The 18,270-nt window shown below is 61.1% G+C and carries 20 protein-coding genes; 11 read left to right on the forward strand and 9 right to left on the reverse strand.

The annotated features are described in order from the left end of the window. Nucleotides 1-31: 31 nt before the first annotated feature. Nucleotides 32-970, reverse strand: coding sequence for a copper resistance protein B (locus tag V7650_RS00630; RefSeq protein WP_335654305.1), 939 nt, complete (start codon nt 968-970; stop codon nt 32-34). Then, nucleotides 970-2,790 carry a copper resistance system multicopper oxidase gene (locus V7650_RS00635; protein ID WP_335654306.1) on the reverse strand — a complete coding sequence of 607 codons (1,821 nt, stop codon included), beginning with the start codon at nt 2,788-2,790 and terminating at the stop codon, nt 970-972. The genes V7650_RS00630 and V7650_RS00635 overlap by 1 nt, the downstream gene beginning before the upstream one ends. A 45-nt stretch (nt 2,791-2,835) precedes the next feature. Between V7650_RS00635 and V7650_RS00640 the strand changes: the two genes are divergently transcribed. Continuing rightward, entirely contained in the window at nt 2,836-3,111 is a 276-nt protein-coding gene (locus V7650_RS00640; protein ID WP_335654307.1) for a metal-sensitive transcriptional regulator, read from the forward strand. Then, complete coding sequence (locus V7650_RS00645; protein ID WP_335654308.1) at nt 3,111-3,863, forward strand: glutaredoxin family protein; 753 nt, start codon at nt 3,111-3,113, stop codon at nt 3,861-3,863. Before V7650_RS00640 ends, V7650_RS00645 begins: the two co-directional genes overlap by 1 nt. Before the next feature lie 29 nt (nt 3,864-3,892). Here the strand turns inward: V7650_RS00645 and V7650_RS00650 are convergent, their stop codons facing one another. The 6 genes from V7650_RS00650 to V7650_RS00675 all read right to left on the reverse strand — a co-directional run bounded on the left by V7650_RS00650 (nt 3,893) and on the right by V7650_RS00675 (nt 8,532). Further along, nucleotides 3,893-4,099 (reverse strand): hypothetical protein, encoded by a 207-nt coding sequence (locus V7650_RS00650; RefSeq protein WP_335654309.1) that lies wholly within the window; start codon nt 4,097-4,099, stop codon nt 3,893-3,895. A gap of 139 nt (nt 4,100-4,238) precedes the next feature. Next, nucleotides 4,239-4,778: a hypothetical protein gene (locus V7650_RS00655; protein ID WP_335654310.1), complete on the reverse strand. Its 540-nt coding sequence runs from the start codon at nt 4,776-4,778 to the stop codon at nt 4,239-4,241. Next, the gene (locus tag V7650_RS00660) at nt 4,772-6,337 is read right to left on the reverse strand and encodes a hypothetical protein (protein ID WP_335654311.1); all 1,566 of its coding nucleotides are present in this window, start codon (nt 6,335-6,337) and stop codon (nt 4,772-4,774) included. Before V7650_RS00660 ends, V7650_RS00655 begins: the two co-directional genes overlap by 7 nt. 231 nt (nt 6,338-6,568) lie before the next feature. Continuing rightward, the gene (locus V7650_RS00665) at nt 6,569-7,105 is read right to left on the reverse strand and encodes a fasciclin domain-containing protein (RefSeq protein ID WP_335654558.1); all 537 of its coding nucleotides are present in this window, start codon (nt 7,103-7,105) and stop codon (nt 6,569-6,571) included. Between the two features lie 175 nt (nt 7,106-7,280). Continuing rightward, a complete protein-coding gene (locus V7650_RS00670; RefSeq protein ID WP_335654312.1) occupies nt 7,281-8,021 on the reverse strand; it encodes an anti-sigma factor in 741 nt (246 codons plus the stop codon). Continuing rightward, nucleotides 8,014-8,532 carry a sigma-70 family RNA polymerase sigma factor gene (locus V7650_RS00675; protein ID WP_335654313.1) on the reverse strand — a complete coding sequence of 173 codons (519 nt, stop codon included), beginning with the start codon at nt 8,530-8,532 and terminating at the stop codon, nt 8,014-8,016. Before V7650_RS00675 ends, V7650_RS00670 begins: the two co-directional genes overlap by 8 nt. A gap of 333 nt (nt 8,533-8,865) precedes the next feature. On the opposite strand from V7650_RS00675, the gene V7650_RS00680 reads away from it, so the two are divergent. After that, the gene (locus V7650_RS00680) at nt 8,866-9,870 is read left to right on the forward strand and encodes a sensor histidine kinase (RefSeq protein ID WP_335654314.1); all 1,005 of its coding nucleotides are present in this window, start codon (nt 8,866-8,868) and stop codon (nt 9,868-9,870) included. Between the two features lie 247 nt (nt 9,871-10,117). Here V7650_RS00680 and V7650_RS00685 read toward each other — a convergent pair whose 3' ends face one another. Continuing rightward, nucleotides 10,118-11,041 carry a DMT family transporter gene (locus V7650_RS00685; RefSeq protein ID WP_335654315.1) on the reverse strand — a complete coding sequence of 308 codons (924 nt, stop codon included), beginning with the start codon at nt 11,039-11,041 and terminating at the stop codon, nt 10,118-10,120. Nucleotides 11,042-11,131: 90 nt separating this feature from the next. On the opposite strand from V7650_RS00685, the gene V7650_RS00690 reads away from it, so the two are divergent. The 8 genes from V7650_RS00690 to V7650_RS00725 all read left to right on the forward strand — a co-directional run bounded on the left by V7650_RS00690 (nt 11,132) and on the right by V7650_RS00725 (nt 18,269). Continuing rightward, entirely contained in the window at nt 11,132-12,634 is a 1,503-nt protein-coding gene (locus tag V7650_RS00690; protein WP_335654316.1) for a CoA-acylating methylmalonate-semialdehyde dehydrogenase, read from the forward strand. A 23-nt stretch (nt 12,635-12,657) separates the two neighbouring features. Beyond that, nucleotides 12,658-12,957, forward strand: a complete 300-nt coding sequence (locus tag V7650_RS00695) for an I78 family peptidase inhibitor (protein WP_335654317.1) — start codon at nt 12,658-12,660, stop codon at nt 12,955-12,957. Nucleotides 12,958-13,040: 83 nt separating this feature from the next. Continuing rightward, nucleotides 13,041-13,979 carry a polysaccharide deacetylase family protein gene (locus V7650_RS00700; protein WP_335654318.1) on the forward strand — a complete coding sequence of 313 codons (939 nt, stop codon included), beginning with the start codon at nt 13,041-13,043 and terminating at the stop codon, nt 13,977-13,979. Between the two features lie 172 nt (nt 13,980-14,151). Next, on the forward strand, nt 14,152-15,294 hold the full coding sequence (locus tag V7650_RS00705; protein WP_335654319.1) for an acyl-CoA dehydrogenase family protein: 1,143 nt from the start codon (nt 14,152-14,154) through the stop codon (nt 15,292-15,294). 7 nt (nt 15,295-15,301) lie between these two features. Continuing rightward, complete coding sequence (locus tag V7650_RS00710; protein WP_335654320.1) at nt 15,302-16,345, forward strand: enoyl-CoA hydratase/isomerase family protein; 1,044 nt, start codon at nt 15,302-15,304, stop codon at nt 16,343-16,345. After that, nucleotides 16,342-17,124, forward strand: coding sequence for an enoyl-CoA hydratase-related protein (locus V7650_RS00715; protein WP_335654321.1), 783 nt, complete (start codon nt 16,342-16,344; stop codon nt 17,122-17,124). Before V7650_RS00710 ends, V7650_RS00715 begins: the two co-directional genes overlap by 4 nt. 59 nt (nt 17,125-17,183) lie before the next feature. Continuing rightward, nucleotides 17,184-18,065 carry a 3-hydroxyisobutyrate dehydrogenase gene (gene mmsB / locus V7650_RS00720; RefSeq protein WP_335654322.1) on the forward strand — a complete coding sequence of 294 codons (882 nt, stop codon included), beginning with the start codon at nt 17,184-17,186 and terminating at the stop codon, nt 18,063-18,065. A gap of 6 nt (nt 18,066-18,071) precedes the next feature. Beyond that, entirely contained in the window at nt 18,072-18,269 is a 198-nt protein-coding gene (locus tag V7650_RS00725) for a hypothetical protein (RefSeq protein WP_335654323.1), read from the forward strand. Nucleotide 18,270: the final 1 nt, after the last annotated feature.

The following is an 18,270-nucleotide window of genomic DNA, read 5'->3' on the forward strand; positions in this document are numbered from 1 at the left end:
GCTCAGGGCAAACGGAATGGGTGAAACAGATCTAGAACCAGAACCGCACCCCCACCACATAATTGGTGATGCTTGCATCCTCACCTGCTGCCCGGCCATAGTCCCGGCTGCCGCCCAGCTTCCATTCCTGTTCGACGCCGACATAAGGCGCAAATTCCGGCACGATCTCGTAGCGCAGCCGCAGCCCCAGTTCGACATTGTCGATGCCGCTGCCAATGCCCAGCTCCGGAACATCCTGCGCCGACAGATTGACCTCGGCGCGCGGCTGCAGGATCAGCCGCTGGGTCAGGCGCTGATCATATTCCGCCTCGATCCGCGCCGTCAGGTCGCCCCTGGTCGACAGGAACGCGGCGGCATCGATTTCGAACATATAGGGCATCAGTCCCTGCACGCCGATCACCGCGTGGGTCCGCTCCGGCCCGGTCAGGTCCTGCCTTACTCCGGCCTGCAGATCGAAAAAGGGCGCGATCGCCCGGCTGTACAGCGCCTGCACCTCGGCATCCTCGACCGGTTCGCCAAAGCTGCCTTCGCCCTCGCTCTTGAACCAGAATTTGTTCAGATCGCCGCCATAATAGCCCTGCACATCCCACAGATAGCCGTCATCGCCGCCCCGCGCGCGATATTCCAGCCGGTCGCCCTGGAACCAGAACAGCCGCATGTCGCCATGCTCTGCATGGACCGCCTCCCGCGACGCGCGCATCGCCTCGGCTCCCCAGATCGCGTCCGCGGCATTGGGGCGTCCGGTCTCCGCACGGGGGGAGGCGGCGGACGGAGCGGGGGCAGGGCTCCCATGCCCCATTGCGCCATGGTCCATTTGGCTATGATCGACTTCCGGCGCCTCTGTCTCCTCGGCCGGCATCTGCTGCCCGCCATGGTCCATCTGCTTATGGTCCATCTGATCATGATCCTGCGCCATCACGGGCGAGGCAGCGGTCAATGTCGCCAGTAATGTTGCAAGGACCCGAGCCATCACACGCCCTCCGGAAAGGCAACGCTGACCGTCTGCATCATTCCGGCGTGCATGTGGTAGAGTAGATGGCAGTGAAAGGCCCAGTCGCCCGGCTCGTCGGTGGTCACGTCGATGGTCGCGCTGCTGCCCGGCTGGACGATCACTGTGTGCTTCTTCGGCTGGTGGTGCCCCTGGCCATTGACCAGCTCGAAAAACACCCCGTGCAGGTGGATCGGATGCGCCATCATCGTGTCGTTGACCAGCTTCACCCGCACGCGCTCGTCAAAGCCAAAGCGGATCGGATCATCGCCCACCGCGCTGAACTTCTTGCCATCGAACGACCACATATAGCGTTCCATATTGCCGGTCAGATGCAGCACCATCTCCCGCTCGGGCGCCCGCTGGCGATGGTCCGGCTCCAGCGACTGCAGCATCCGGTAGTTGAGCACCCGGTGCGGCACATCGCCCAGCCCCAGCCCCGGATAGCCGGTCCGGTCCTGCGGTGCCATCGCCACCATGTCGATCCCCGGCCCGACCTTCACGCTGTCGGGTAGCAAGCTCGTGTCGCGCATATTCATCCCGCCAGACATGTCCATCGCGCCCATGTCATGTCCACCATGCGCATCGGTCGGGGTTGCGGTCGGCATCGCATGGCCCATGGCGGCGTGGTCCATTTGGCCATGATCCATCGGCTCGACCGGCTTCTGGTGGCTGCCGCCGTGATCCATTCCGCCATGCCCCATATCGACCATCGACAGCAGCGGCGGATCGCGCAGGGCAGGGAAGCTGGCCTTGCGCCCGGGTTGTGAGGTCAGCGTCGCCTGCGCCATGCCGCTGCGATCCATGCTCTCCGCCGCCAGCGCAAAGGCGCCCGCCTCGGTCGGGGTCATGATCACGTCATAGGTCTCGGCCACCCCAATCTGCAGTTCGTCGACCGTAACCGGCCGCACATTCTGGCCATCCGCCTGCACCACGGTCATCGTCAGGCCGGGCAGGCGAACGTTGAAGAAGGTCATCGCGCTGCCATTGATGATCCGCAGCCGCACCCGCTCGCCAGGTACGAACGGCAGCTCGAGCCCGTCCTCTGGTCCATGGCCGTTGATCAGATATGTGTAATTCGGCGCCGAGACATCGGCGATGTCGGTCGGCATCATCCGCATCCGCCCCCACATAAGCCGCTCTTCCGCGCTCAGCGGATAATCGTCGCTGGCGCTGGTCTTCTGCCGGCTGAAATAGCCCTCGGACACCTTCAGCTTCTTCTTGATATTGTGCGGGTGCATCGGCGTGAACTCGCTCAGCAGAATGACATGCTCGCGGTCATATTGCACCGGATCGGGACCGGCCGGATCGATGATCAGGGGCCCATAATGGCCGGCCTGTTCCTGCAGTCCGGAATGGCTGTGCCACCAGTAGGTGCCCGACTGGCGCGGGGTCAGCGGTACGTCGAAGCGCGCGCCCGGCTTGATCCCGGGAAAGCTGATCCCCGGCACGCCGTCAAACTGGAACGGCAGCAGCAGTCCGTGCCAGTGCACCGAACTGTCGACATCGAGCATATTGTGGACCGACAGCAGCACTGGCTCGCCTTCTTTCAACCGGATCAGCGGCCCCGGCACCGTGCCGTTGACCGCGATCGCATGGCCGGACCGCCCGCCGGTGGCGAACGTGCCGCTGCCGATATGGAGATCGATCTTCGCACCGGACAGTTCGTCCATGCCCTTGCGAACCATGCCGCCCATTTTTCCCATTGCCCAGGCGGGCATGGGCAGGGCGGCGGCCCCACTTAGTGCGGCGAGCGAGCCGATCAGGGTGCGGCGGGAATATTTCGTCTTGGAAATCTGCATAAATTACTCTATACCCCCATAGGGTATCAGAACAAGAGAGAAAATATGGCCAAAGGGGCAGTGGATCAGAAAATCAACCGGCTCCGCCGGATCGAGGGCCAGGTGCGCGGCATCGCCCAGATGATCGCCGACGACCGCTATTGCATCGATATTTTGCACCAGGTGCAGGCGGTGAAATCGGCGCTGGCCAAGGTCGAGAGCCAGATCCTCAAGGACCACGCCGCCTGCTGCGTCAGCGAGGCGATCGCCACCGGCAGCCCGGCCGAGCAGAAGGAGAAGTTCGACGAACTGATCGACCTGTTCGAAAAGGTAAAGCGCTGATGGTACAGCAGAAATCGGCCAAGCTCTATCGCATGGTGATGGAAAAGCACATCTGTCCCTATGGCCTGAAATCCAAGGACCTGCTCGAACGCCAGGGCTTCACGGTCGAGGATCATCATTTGACCACGCGCGCGGAAACCGACGCGTTCAAGGACAAGCATGATGTCAAAACCACGCCGCAGACATTCATCGGCGGCGAGCGGATTGGCGGCTATGACGCCCTGCGCGTGCATTTCGGCAAGGACAAGCCCGAAGCGGAACGGAGCGACACCAGCTACCAGCCGGTGATTGCACTGTTCGCGATGACCTTCCTGATGGCGCTGGGCGCGGCCTTCGTCGCCACCGGCAGCTGGCTATCGGTGCGCACCGCCGAATGGTTCGTCGCCTTCTCGATGTGCGGCCTCGCCTATCTGAAGCTGCGCGATATCGAGAGCTTCTCGACCATGTTCCTCAACTATGATCTGCTTGCCCGGCGCTGGGTTCGCTACGGCTATCTCTACCCGTTCGGCGAAGCGCTGGCCGGCGTCCTGATGATCGCTGGCGTTGGGCTATGGCTGGCGGTTCCGGTCGCGCTGTTCATCGGGACCATCGGCGCCGTATCCGTCGTCTACGCCGTATACATCCAGAAGCGCGAACTCAAATGCGCATGCGTCGGCGGCGACAGCAACGTCCCGCTCGGCTTCATCTCGCTGACCGAGAATCTGTTCATGATCGGCATGGGGCTGTGGATGGGCTACAAGCTGATGGCCTAGCCCCCGTCAGGGAAAAAGCCGCCGGCGGATCATTGTCCGCCCGGCTCCGCTTCATCCGTCGCGACTTGCGGCAACTCTGGCTGCGATGCCACTTCCTGTTCGATTGTCGGCGGCGTGTCGTTCACCTCGTCGCCAAGGTTGAAGACCCAGAACACCAGCCCGATGAACATTCCGATGGTGATGATGGCCCAGGCCCAGCCGTAGCGAAAGCGTGGTTGCTTGATATCGTCTGCCATGATTCATCTCCTCATGTTTTCTGCGATGATATGAAATCAACAGGCGAAAACAGGAAAAGTTCCGGTTGTGAGCCAGCAGGCGCAATGCGTCCTGAACAGCGGACCGTGCTGCCCTGGAAAAGCCGGTGATCTGGCGAACCTATCGTCTCGGGGCGGCTTCGGGCTGGATATTCGCAATGCTTTCCTGTCCGATCGATACGCCGTAGAGACGCCACCTTCCCTCGACCCACTTGTAGTAGAGATCAAACGAGATCGCCGTCGGCCGCAGGCCAAAGGCTCCGCGAACCCGGATCACGTCCTGTTCCACCATCGCCGGCGGCGCGGAATAGGTCGGCGCCAGCAACAGCGTATTGGACAGGTCGATCCGGCTGGCGCGCAGGCCGGCAAAAATCTCGGATAGCCGTGCGGGATTGTTGATGATCTGGAAGCCCGGCGCCGCATTGTCGCGCAGCACCGAATAATTGCCCGACTGGTTGGCATGATCAACCGCGGCCATCGTGCTCCATATCAGCTTCGACAGTTCGAGGCCGTTCGGGACCGGCTGACTGGAGACCGGCGGCTCGGCGGTTTGTGCTCCGACCGGCTGGTTCGAACTGAGCCAGATTGCCAGGGCGAGCAAAAGTACCGGAGCGAGACGCCCCAGTACCTTTGCTGCAACCGATTTGGTCCGGCTTACCATGCGAACTGGAACCCGGCGCGCGCGCCGACTTCGCCGCTGTCAAAACCGACACCGACGCCGCCGGTCAGGGCGGCATTGTCGCCGATCCGGGCGGCGAAGGATGCAGAACCGCCGACACGTTCCTGAAAATAGCCGAAGCCGCCGGCGACACCGAAGCTGTTGCCCGGCAGAAGCACCGGCGATTCCATCGCCAGCGCGATCGCGACGCCCTCATTGGCCTTGCGGATATCGGCCCGGTTCACCTCGGTCAGGTCGAACAGCGCTGCGGTCTGCCCCTGCAAGGCGGAGATCGCACCGGTATTGGCATTGATCAAACCGCGGTTGGCGGCGACCTGAGCTGAATTGGCCGCGACGACCGCGCTGCTTGCAAAGCCCGTGCTGGTTCCAAGCACGCCATTGCCGTCAGCCGTGACGACGGACAATTGACCCGTCTGCAGGGCATTGCCGCTGCTCAGGCCTGCCAGCCGCACCGTCGAATCGACGGAGCCGATAGCGACCTGGTTATCCGCGGTGGCAGTCGCCCCGTTGCCGATCGCGATCGAGTTGACACCGGATGCCACGGACTCGTTGCCAAGGGCAATCGCGCCCGCCGCCGATGCGTTGGCCGCTTCCCCGATGGCGACCGAGCGAACACCGCTGGCAACGGCGAGATGCCCCAATGCGGTGGCCCGCTCTGCCGACGCCATGGATCTCCAGCCAAAGGCTGATGCGCCTGGTCCCTGCGCCAGCGCTTCACCGCCGACAGCCGTGGTCGAATTGCCGTTGGCGACGGTCTGGTCACCGATAGCGATGGCATCGCTGCCGGTTGCAGAGGCCAGATTGCCTTGGGCAATCGAAGTTTCGCCGTTGGCAACGGCACCTTCACCCACAGCCACGGAGCGCAGGCCATTGGCCATGGCAAGATGGCCGAGGGCAGTGGCCCGCTCCGCGTTTGCCTGCGCGCGCCAGCCGAAAGCGGTGGCGCCCGGTCCGGTTGCGATCGATTCGCCACCGACCGCCGTGGTGCTGTTGCCCGTGGCCCGCGACTGGGTTCCGATCGCGACCGCGTCGATGCCGTCGGCCGCCGATTCATTGCCCAGTGCTACCGATTCGACGCCCATGGCCATGGCTGCTTCGCCGACAGCCGTTGCGCGAAGGGCGGTTGCCTGTGCCAGATGGCCAAGCGCCGTTGCCCGTTCCGCGTTGGCGACCGAACGCCAGCCGAGCGCCGTTGCGCCCGGTCCCATGGCAAGCGCTTCACCACCAACCGCGGTGGTCGAGTTGCCGATCGCGCGCGCTGGCGCCGCTCCGGCATCGTCGCTGCCGATGGCGAGGGCGTCAACGCCGTCCGCAACCGCTCCGCCGCCAACGGCGATCGAGCCATTGCCGGTGCCATTGGCTCCGACGCCGCATTCGAGGGTATTGGCGGGATCGTCCGCCGTACCGAGAACGCCATCTGGTCCCGGATTTTCGTTGCATGGTGCCGTGGCATCCGCCCAGGCCGGGCTGGCAAGGGCAATCGCTCCTGCGGCTGCTGAAATCTTGATTATATGGCTGAAAGACTTGATACGGTTCGACATGAAAATCCCCTTCATCTTGCTTCATCTTTGACGTCTGGCCGTCGAATCCGGCCCTTGACCAACGAAGGGACGGCGCCGGGTTCAGAAAAGACGCATTCAGGGGAAATTTTTTTGCATCAATCCCGATTGCAAGGCTGGTGGCTTGGGCGCTTGCAATCGGGATATCCGCCTATTTGGGGCCGGTGTCCGCCGTCTGGTCCCGACGACGCCGGCCCCCGGGGGACCTCGGGATCAGGGCATGACGATCGCGTCAATCTCGTGAATGACGCCGTTGGACTGCATCACGTCGGCGATGGTGATATTGGCGGTGCCACCCTTGGTGTCGGTCAGCATCCATCCGCCGCTGGGAGATTTCGATACGGTCAGCTTGGCACCGGCGACCGTGGTTAGCATGGCCTTTCCGCCCGCCATCTTTGCCTTGGCAGCGAGGTCTGCAGCGGTCAGGCGACCCGGAACGACATGATAGGTCAGAATCTGGGTCAGGGTCGCCTTGTTCTCGGGTTTCAGCAGCGTTGCAACGGTGCCGTCGGGCAGCGCATCAAAGGCATCATTCGTCGGGGCAAATACGGTAAAGGGTCCGGGTCCGGACAGGGTCTCGACCAGGCCGGCAGCCTTCACGGCGGCGACGAGCGTTGTATGGTCGGCGGAATTGACGGCATTTTCCACAATATTGCGCGTGGGATACATGGCGGCGCCACCGACCATGGGATTGCTGCTCGCGGCGACCGAAGCGCTGGATGCAACCTCGCTGCCACCTTCGTCGGACATCGTGCAGCCAGCAAGCGAGGCTGTCGCAGCAAGAAGCGGGAGGGAGATGAAAGTTACGGATCGGAACGGCATGGTAAGTCCTTTCGATTGCAATGGAATAACTGCAGGCGGACCGGGAATATGCCCGGCGCGCTTGCAGTGACGCAGCAAACCGAATTTCGGACGCAAATTATTTCTAGATTCTTGAAATCGTTCCGGTGGCAAGGATCGGAGTTGTCGGTGCCTCGAAGGGTGCCGCCTGCGGATCTTCCATGGTCAGCGCCAGCAACGCTCCGGTCGTCATGAATTGCCGGTATTCAGTGGCGATCTCGATTGCGCCAGCCCCGTCCGATGGCAAGATCCCGAGCGCTCTCGGCGTACCGTCCGCTGGTACCACCCATAGCACCGGCGCTCCGCTGTCCGGTGCGATTCCCGCGGTTGATACATTCAGCCGCCCCGTTTCCGGATCAAAGCGGGTTGCTATCGCAAGATCCTGCTCGCCGGAAAGCTGCGCGATGATTTGTGCCGGTGCCACCTGTTGTGCGGGAATGTCGATCACTTCTACCGGCGCCGGCCGGATCAGGAGGGCCAGCGCAAGCGAAGCGGCAATTGTGCCGGTCGCCAGAGCGGCGACCCGCCAACGCTGCAGCCGGGTCCGGACCGACACGCCCGTCACGACATCACCGGTTCCAGCCGCCCCCAGCCGGTCGATCTGCGCGCTGATCGAATCCCAGACCTGATCGCGTGGCGATTCGTGCGGAAAAAGATCAAGCAGAGGGGCCAGCCGGTCTTCCCAGGTTTCGACATCATCGCGAAAATGCGGATCGGACAGCCGCAACCGGATTGCAGCAGCCCGCTCCTCACCTTCCAGAAGGCCGAGTGCCAGCTCCGCTGCGAGCAGTTCGCGCTTTTCCGGTTCCGTTGGGCTATCAACCATTTTCGATACATTTCTTCAAATTCATCAGGCCCCGCCTGATCCGGCTTTTCACCGTGCTCAGAGGCGAGTTGCCCTGTTTCGCCAGCTCGGAATAGGTCAGGCCCGAGAAAAACGCAGACCGGATAGGTTGTTTCTGTTCGTCGGACAATTGATCGAGACATTCCGCTATTTTCGCAGATTGCTGCTCCGCCTCCAGCACGGCATCGCCCAGCGGCTGCGGATCTGGCATGGCTTCAAGTGCGGAATCATCTTCCTGGACATGCCTGCCATTTTTCCGCAGCCAATCGATCGAGGCGTTGCGGGCAATAGCAGACAACCACGAAATCGGGCTGTTATCCCCGGCTCGAAACTGGTCGGCGCGATGCCAGACTTTGATATAGACTTCCTGCAAAACATCTTCCGCTGTGCTTCTGTGTCGGCAGATACGGAGGCACACGCCAAATAGTTTCGTTGAGGTGCGATCATAAAGTTCAGCGAGCGCCGGTTTGTCTCCGTGGGCGACCCGCGCCATGAGATCTATCAGCGTGTCTCTGGCCGACTGCCGTTCGGTTTCGGAAGTATCGGTTGATCGCATTGCGCTAGGTTAGGGCAATTTTCGAACCGTGCAATAGCTTGTTGGACTCGGTGCGACATTACCCGCGCGTCGGTATCGGCGGCCAGCATGGTGGGGGACTGGCGAGGCAAGGGCTTCGGCAACGGGAGGTCGAACGCTCTGTTTCCACCTGCTCCTTTGTCGGACTTCGCTCACTTGAGGATGATAAGTCATTGGAACAGGAAGCAGAAATCGCCCCTGCAGACGAATTTACGATTTGCCGATCAATCCTGTTGCGCCTATTCTCAAGGAATGCAGAGAATAACCCAACTGGATGCGATCGATTTTGCTCCGAGACTACCGGGCTGGGCGGTCCAGGCGCTGGTGGCAATCATGTGCATCCTCAGTGCCGTGTTTTTGCGATGGTTGGTAGACATGGTCTATCCCGGCGCGGCACCTTATGCCATCAATGTCCCGGCCATCTTGCTGGCAACGCTGGTCGGCCGTTTTCGGGCAGGATTGGTGGTGCTGGTAATCACCTCGATCTATACATGGTATGAAGTAGTGCCGTTCGAGGGCAGTTTTGCCTTTGTCGAACAGTCGGACGGACCCCGCACCGTCGTCAACATTGTAACCGGACTGCTGCTGGTCCTGCTCGCCGAATATGGGCGGCGCAACGTTCGCGAATTGGTACACGAGCGCGAGCAACGTATTTCCGAACGAGACATGTTGTTGCGCGAGGTCGATCACAGGGTGAAGAACAATCTGGCGATCCTGACCAGCCTGTTGCGGCTGCAACAGAATGAAACGAGTAGCGAAATCGCCCGGAAAGCCTTGGAAAAGGCGGTCGGTCGGGTCCTCAGTCTGGCCAACGCTTACGAAAATCTTCACTACGGTATCGACAATATCGCGGTTGTGCGCTTCGATCAGTTCATCGTCCAGCTTTGCTCGGAAATCAGTAACGCCCTGGCTCTCGAGCGGAAGATCGACATCCGGATCGAGACCCACCCGTGCCATCTGTCGCGCGACCGCGCATCGGCCATTGGTCTGCTCATCAATGAAGTGGTGACCAACGCCGTGAAGCACGCCTTTACGGGACGGGAGGCCGGGGTGATCTCGATAACCCTGACCAGCGACGACAGCGAGGCCGTCCTCACCATCGAGGATGATGGCGTCGGTTTGCCGGAAGATGTTCGCGATGGTGCCCAGGGGCAGGGTTTTCTGGTCGCCTTCGCCGCAATGGCCAAGGCCGAACTCGACTGCCAGTCCGGCTCCAGCGGAACCCGCTATACCGCGACGCTGGAAAATCTGCCCTGAAAGGCTCGTCATCGGCTGCGACCGGTTAGCCGATAAAAAATGGCTTTCCTACAGCACCTCCAACGGCTTATTCTGCTGCCCGCTCTTTGAAACATTGAATGACAGCACACCCGGATCGAAAGGTCACACTCTCGGTTGTTATCTCCCGTCAAAAGCCTTGGAAAATCGCGGCTTTGGGCCAAAAGTCACAGAAAATAAAACCGGAGCATTTTGTAAAGTTGATGCATGGTTTGCGTGGTCCGGAAAATCATGCGCTCTGCATCGCCTCGGCAGCGGCCAGCCGGCTTGCCTTCAGATGTTCCCGCCAGGCGATGAAAAGCCCGGAGACGATGATGATCGGCGCACCGAACCAGATCGACAGGCCCGGAAACTGCCCAAAGATTAAAATGCCGAACAGGGTCGCCCAGATCAGCGCGCTATAGTCCATCGGTACCACGGTGGAGACCGGTGCGAGCCGAAGAGACTGGGTAATGCCGAGCTGGGCCAGTGCGCCGAACACGCCGATGCCCATCAGAAAACTCCAGGTCTTCAGGTCATGGCCGCCACCAAAGACAAAGGCGCATACCGTCAGCGCGGGCAGGGTGTAGACCGAGAACCAGAAGATGGTGACAATACTGCTTTCCGTGCGGCCCAGCATCCGGATCAGCAGCGTCACCGCCGCCGTCACCAGCGCGCCACCAACCGCGACGGTCGCGCCAAACGCCGGGATCAGCGAGCCTCCCGGCTGGACCACGATGAGCACGCCGACAAAGCCGATCAATATTGCCGACCAGCGCTGGATCCCGACCTTCTCGCGCAGGATCAGCGCGGCGAACAGGGTGGCGAAAATCGGGACGGTAAAGGCGATGGTTGTCGCATCCGCCAGTGGCAGCAGCGTCATCGCCCAGAAGTTGAGACCCATGGCGCAAATCCCGAACAGCGATCGCAGCATGTGCAGCCGGTGCTTGTTGGAGACGATCGAGGGCCATCCGTGCTGGCTGCGCCAGATCAGGAAGCAGATCAGCGGCATCGCGATCAGCTGGCGATAGAATAGGCTTTCGGTAACGTGGACACCATTTTGTCCGGCGAGTTTGACAAAGACGAACATGATGCCGAGCGACAGGATCGCCGCCAGCCGGATCAGGATTCCGGCGGCGGCTCGGTTCTGGCTAGGCGCATTGTCATCGCTCACGCGTGATTGCTATAAAAGATAGGGTGACAGCGGTTGTGCATTGCTGCGGTAAATAGCATATAGCCCGCAAAAGCAATCAGGAGTCTTTCAATGCGCACTGTTACCCACGTCTTGGCTTCCGCCGGAACCGCAAAAGCGGCCCGTCAGAGCGATATTTTCGACCCGAACAATGGCGGTATCCAGGGGAAGGTCGATCTGGGCGATGCGGACCTTCTGGAAACCGCGGTGCAGTCGGCACTGGCGGCGCAGCCCGAATGGGCCGCCACCAACCCGCAGCGCCGTGCCCGGGTGATGTTCAGGTTCAAGGAACTGGTCGAAGCCCATATGGGCGAGCTCGCCGAACTGCTGAGCCGCGAACATGGCAAGGTGATCGCCGATTCCAAGGGTGATGTGCAGCGCGGTCTTGAGGTTATCGAATTCTGCTGCGGTATCCCCCATGTTCTCAAGGGCGAATATACCCAAGGCGCCGGCCCCGGCATTGATGTCTATTCGATGCGCCAGCCGATCGGTATCGGCGCCGGCATCACCCCGTTCAACTTCCCGGCGATGATTCCGATGTGGATGTTCGGCCCGGCAATCGCGACCGGCAATGCCTTCATCCTCAAGCCGTCCGAGCGGGATCCGTCGGTACCGGTACGGCTCGTCGAGCTGATGCATGAAGCGGGACTGCCAAAGGGCATCCTGCAGTGCGTGCACGGCGACAAGGAAATGGTCGACGCGATTCTCGATCATCCGGAAATCGGCGGCATCAGCTTCGTCGGTTCGTCCGATATCGCCCATTATGTCTACCAGCGCGGTGTCGCCGCCGGCAAGCGGGTGCAGGCGATGGGTGGTGCCAAGAACCACGGTATCGTCATGCCCGACGCCGACATGGACCAGGTCGTCAATGATCTCTCCGGCGCGGCCTTCGGCTCTGCCGGCGAACGCTGCATGGCGCTGCCGGTTGTGGTGCCGGTCGGCGAGGATACCGCCGAACGCCTGCGCGAGAAGATGATCCCGGCCATGGCCGCGCTGCGCGTTGGCATCTCTACCGATGAAGAGGCCCATTATGGTCCGGTTGTGAACCCCGCCCACAAGCAGCGCGTGGAAAACTGGATACAGACCGGCGTCGACGAGGGCGCGGAACTGGTCGTCGACGGTCGCGGCTTCTCGCTTCAGGGCCACGAAGACGGCTGTTTCATTGGCCCATCCCTGTTCGATCATGTCACCACCGACATGGAAAGCTACAAGGAAGAGATTTTCGGCCCCGTTCTGCAGATCGTCCGCGCCAAGAATTTCGAGGAAGCGCTCAAGCTCCCCAGCGAGCATCAATATGGCAATGGCGTCGCCATTTTCACGCGCAACGGCCACGCGGCGCGCGAATTTGCCAACCGCGTCCAGGTCGGCATGGTCGGCATCAACGTGCCCATCCCGGTACCCGTTGCCTATCACAGCTTTGGCGGCTGGAAGCGCTCGGCCTTCGGCGACACCAACCAGCACGGCATGGAAGGCGTGAAATTCTGGACCAAGGTCAAGACCATCACTCAGCGCTGGCCCGACGGCACCGCCGATGGCGGCAACAAGGATGCGTTCGTCATTCCGACGATGGGCTAAGGCCAGAGAAGGAGAATATGCTGATGAGAAAGCTGATTCAGATGGGCCCGCTCTTGGCCCTGTCCGCCTGTGCGACCGGTGGCACCGACGCCGCTGCGCCACCGTCACCACCGTCGGAAATGACCTGCGATGCCTCCGGACTCGAGGAACATGTCGGCCACAAGGTTTCCGCCAGCGCGGGCGCCACGTTGCTTGAACGTTCGGGCGCCCGGGTGCTGCGCTGGGTTCCGCCCCGCACCGCAGTCACCAAGGACTATCGCTTTGATCGCCTGACCGTCAGCTATGACGACGACATGATCGTCACGCAAATAAGCTGCGGCTGAACAGGCGCGTTGACTAGCGGCGCCCATCAGATCGTGCAGGGCCATTGCTAGCACTGTCGCCCCGGCTACTTCTGCCGGCGATAGTGCTGGCGGTTCTGCTGCTTGTCTTGTGGAAACCGGATGCTGGCAGCGAGACAGTCACCCGACCGGCTGCGCAGGCCGCGTCGGACAAGCGCATCGCCTTCAGTTTCGACGACGTACCGCGGAGCCAGGGCGCCTTTCTCGAACCGGACGAGCGGCCACGGCTGCTGATCGAGGCGCTCCGGACCGCCGGCATCAGACAGGCGGCCTTCTTCGTCAATCCGGCGCGGATCACCGCCCACGACAATGATGCCGCCGATATCGCCGCCTATGCCAGGGCCGGCCATGTCATGGCCAATCATACGGCCCGGCACAGCAGGCTTTCTGCCGTGTCCGTACCCGCCTTTCTGGCAGATATCGATGCGGCGGAAAGCTGGCTGAAGGACAAGCCCAATCACCGCCCGTGGTTTCGCTTTCCATTTCTGGACGAGGGGCAGAAAGACAAGGCCAAGCGCGATGCCGTGCGGACCGCTCTGAAACAGCGGGGTCTGATGAACGCCTATGTCACAGTCGACGCTTCGGACTGGCATCTGGAAAATCTCGCGATCGCTGCGGGCAAGGCAGGCCAGCTCATGGACTGGAACGCGCTCCGCGACCTGTTTGTGGAATCCTATGTGGAATCGGCGAATTTCTCCGACGAACTGGCACGCCGCACTTTGGGCAGGGCACCGGCTCAGATGATTCTGCTGCACGAAACCGATCTCGCCGCGATGTTCGTCGATGATCTCGCAGCCGCGCTCCGGGCAGACGGATGGACGATCGTCACTGCCGATGAGGCCTATCGCGATCCGATCTCCCATATGGAGCCGGATGTTGATTTTGCCGACGGTACCCGCACCCAGATGCTGGCCGCCGAGCGCAAGATCGGCAAGCGATGGTACGAGCGCAATGATCAAAAAGTAGCAAAAAAGCTATTTGCCGAGCGGGTGCTGCGCGACTAGACCGAGGCCCATGAACGCGAAGCCTGACGTACTTGGTCTGTTGCCCGGGATTTCCGTATGACGGGGCCGCTAGCACGGGGTCCGTCGCAACGATTGCACAGAACAGCCTCTTGCGGGTAATGCGGGGCATCGAATCAACCACCGCGCCCATAGCGAAGAACAAGAAACAGATATGACACAATTTTCCCTGACCGAAGACCAGCTTGCCATCCAGGAAATGGCGCAGAAGTTTACGGCTGATGCGATCACGCCATTTGCGGCCGAGTGGGACGAGAAACATATTTTCCCGCGCGACACGATCAAACAAGCAGCGGAACTCGGCTTCGGCGGCATCTATGTATCCGAGGAATCCGGCGGCATCGGTCTCGGCCGGCTGGAAAGCGCCATCATCATGGAAGCCATGGCCTATGGTTGCCCGTCGACCAGCGCCTTTATCTCGATCCACAACATGGCGTCGTGGATGATCGACACATTTGGGTCACAGGCGGTGAAAGACAAATATCTTCCCGAACTGGTACCGATGGACAAGATCGCCAGCTATTGCCTGACCGAAGCGGGCGCGGGGTCCGACGCGGCCTCGCTGAAGACCAAGGCAATGCGCGATGGCGACGATTATATTGTCAACGGTTCCAAGCAGTTTATCTCCGGCGGCGGCGAGAACGAGATTTACGTGACCATGACCCGCACCTCCGATGACGGGGCCAAGGGCGTTACCTGCCTGGTGATCGAGAAGGACATGGAAGGCGTTTCGTTCGGTGCACAGGAGAAAAAACTGGGCTGGCACTCGCAACCGACAGCCCAGGTCAATTTCGACAACGTCCGCGTTCCGGCAGAAAATCGCGTCGGCGACGAAGGCGAGGGCTTTCGCATCGCGATGGCCGGTCTCGACGGCGGCCGGCTGAACATCGGCGCCTGTTCGCTCGGCGGTGCGCAGCGCTGCCTCGACGAGGCGGTCAGTTACACCAAGGAACGCAAGCAGTTCGGCAAGCCGATCAGCGACTTCCAGAACACCCAGTTCATGCTCGCCGACATGGCGACGGATCTGGAAGCCTCGCGGGCCTTGCTCTATCTCGCCGCTGCCAAGGTCACGGAAGGCGCGCCCGACAAGACCAAATTCGCCGCCATGGCCAAGAGACTGGCCACCGATAATGGCAGCAAGATCGTCAACGATGCGCTGCAACTTTTCGGCGGCTACGGCTATTTGCAGGATTATCCGATCGAGCGCTTCTGGCGCGATCTCAGGGTTCACAGTATCCTCGAGGGTACCAATCAGGTCATGCGGATGATCGTATCGCGGGAACTGCTCCGCCAATAGGAAATTTATGACAGAAGATCTCATCATCAGAAAAACCGGACGGGTCGGCCATATCAGCCTGAACCGCCCCAAGGTCATCCATTCGCTCAATCTCGACATGTGTCTGGGGATGATCGACGCGCTGCAAGCATGGCGCGACGATGACGAAGTCGAAGCGGTGATCATCGACCACAGCGAGGGCCGCGGCTTTTGCGCCGGCGGCGACATCGCCATGTTGCGCGAATCCGGCATGACCGACGGCAAGCAGGGGCGGGAATTCTTCTACAAGGAATATCAGCTCAACCATTTGCTGTTCGAATATCCCAAGCCGGTGGTGGCCTTCATGAACGGCATCACCATGGGCGGCGGTGTCGGCATTTCGCAGCCGGCGAAATATCGCGTGGCCACTGAATATACCCGTTTCGCCATGCCCGAAACCGGTATCGGCCTGTTCCCCGATGTCGGTGGCGGCTGGTATCTGTCCCGGCTGGAAGGACGGCTGGGCCAGTTTCTTGCGCTCACCGGTGCGCGGCTGGATGGCGCCGAGTGCAGGGAAGTGGGCATTGCTACCCATTATCTGGAATCGTCGGTTCTGGAAGAAGCCAAGCAGCGGATTTCGGAAAAGCCCGACCGGATCGAAGGCATATTGGGACAGTTGTCGGGCAATATCCCGGAAGCGCGGATCACCAAGAATCTCGACAAGATCGACAAGTTTTTTGCTTCCGACAGCTTCGAGGACATATTGGCCGCGCTGGAAGCCGATGACAGCGAATGGGCGGAAAAAGAGCGCGACACGCTGGGCACCAAAAGCCCGCAGACCTGCAAGGTTGCGCTACGCCAGCTCAAGGAAGGTGCGGCTATGGATAGCTTCGCCGATGAAATGCGCAACGAATACCGGATCGGCTATCATGTGCTGGTGATGCACGATTTCCTCGAGGGCGTCCGCGCGCTGATCGTCGACAAGGACAATGATCCGAAATGGAATCCGCCGACGCCAGAGGAAGTCACCCCCGAATGGATCGACAATATTTTCGCACCGTTGCCGGCCGAGGAAGAATGGAAACCGCTATGACTTATGACACCATCCTGACCGAGAAAAAGGGTGCCGTCACCCTGATCACGCTCAACCGGCCACAGGCGCTCAACGCGCTGAACAGCCAGGTACTCGACGAACTGATTGACGCTTTCGCCGCGTTCCAGGCGGATGACACGCAAAATTGCGCCGTGCTGACCGGTTCCGGCGACAAGGCGTTCGCCGCGGGCGCCGATATCAAGGAAATGTATGAGAAATCCGCCGCCGATTTCTATCTCGAGGATTTCTTCGCGAAATGGACCAGCCATATCGTCAAGACGACCCGCAAGCCCTGGATTGCTGCGGTCAACGGCTTCTCGCTCGGTGGCGGCTGCGAACTTGCGATGATGGCGGACTATATCATTGCCAGCGACAAGGCGAAATTCGGGCAGCCGGAAATCAAGCTGGGCGTAGCCCCCGGCATGGGCGGTTCGCAGCGATTGACCCGCGCGATCGGCAAGGCCAAGTCGATGGAAATGTGCCTGACCGGGCGGATGATGGATGCCGAGGAAGCCGAGCGCTCTGGCCTCGTCGCCCGCGTGGTGCCACATGATAATCTGCTCGACGAAGCGCTGAAATCGGCTGCTCTCGTCGCCTCGATGCCGCCAATGGCCGCACAGGTGAACAAGGAAATGGTCAACGCCGCCTTCGAGAACAACCTGGAACAGGGATTGGTGCACGAACGGCGCCTGTTCCAGATCCTGACCGCGACCGAAGACAAGAAGGAAGGCATGGCCGCCTTCATCGAAAAGCGCGAAGGCCAATGGAAGGGCCGCTAGGAAAACTGGCGCGACCCTTCAGCAATCCCCCGCTTCGCTGACAATCACTGGAGAATAAAATGAAAATCGGATTTATCGGCCTTGGCAATATGGGTGGCGGCATGGCCGCGAACCTTGCGAAAGCAGGACATGAGGTGCATGCATTTGACCTGTCCGGAGAAGCCTTGGCCCGCGCGGGCGAGGCGGGCTGCCATCCGGTCAGCGACGCCGCGCAGGCGGTGCAGAACATGGAAGCCGTGGTCACCATGCTCCCCGCTGGCACCCATGTCCGCAAGGTCTATGAATATGAAATCATCATCAATGCCAGTCCCGGCACCCTGGTTATCGATTGCTCGACCATTGACGTCGACAGCGCGCGCGATGTCGCGACCATGGCGGAAGCCAAGGGGCTGGTTCCGGTCGATGCCCCGGTTTCCGGCGGCATTGCGGCGGCCAATGGCGGCACGCTGACCTTCATGGTCGGTGGCAGCGACGAAGGCTTCAAGCGCGCCGAACCGATCCTGTCCGACATGGGCAAGGCGGTGATCCACGCCGGCGGCAACGGGGCAGGACAAGCGGTGAAAATATGCAACAACATGCTGCTCGGCGCCTCGATGATCGCAACCTGCGAAACCTTCAAAATGGCCGAAAAGCTGGGTCTCGACCTGCAGACCTTCTACGATATCTCCTCCAAGGCATCGGGCAATAGCTGGTCGATGACCAGCTATTGCCCGGTTCCGGGAGTCGGGCCGCAAAGCCCGGCCGACAATGGCTATGATGGCGGTTTCGCAGCGGCGCTGATGCTCAAGGACCTGCGCCTGGCGATGGCAGCGGCGGAGAGCGCCGGAGCGGAAGTGCCGATGGGGGCGGAAGCCGCTAAGCTTTACGCACAATATGCCGAAGCGCAGGGGCAGGGCGGCAAGGATTTTTCCGGCATCATCAACATGCTTGGCAAAGGCTGATCGAAGATGGCGCCGCCATGGGTGGTGATTTGCGGCCTGTCCGGCGCAATCGCCATCATTTCCGAATTGGGCAACCGGCGGCGCAACAACCGTCGGGACATCGATGATGTCGGCTTCGTGCCATGGTCGACCATCACCGCGTTGGCTCTGCTGACCTTCGGGATATCCCTGGCCTTCGGCGTCGGAATTCTCTCAACCCCGTAGG

Source organism: Parasphingorhabdus sp. (genome assembly GCF_036964565.1).
Taxonomy (GTDB): domain Bacteria; phylum Pseudomonadota; class Alphaproteobacteria; order Sphingomonadales; family Sphingomonadaceae; genus Parasphingorhabdus.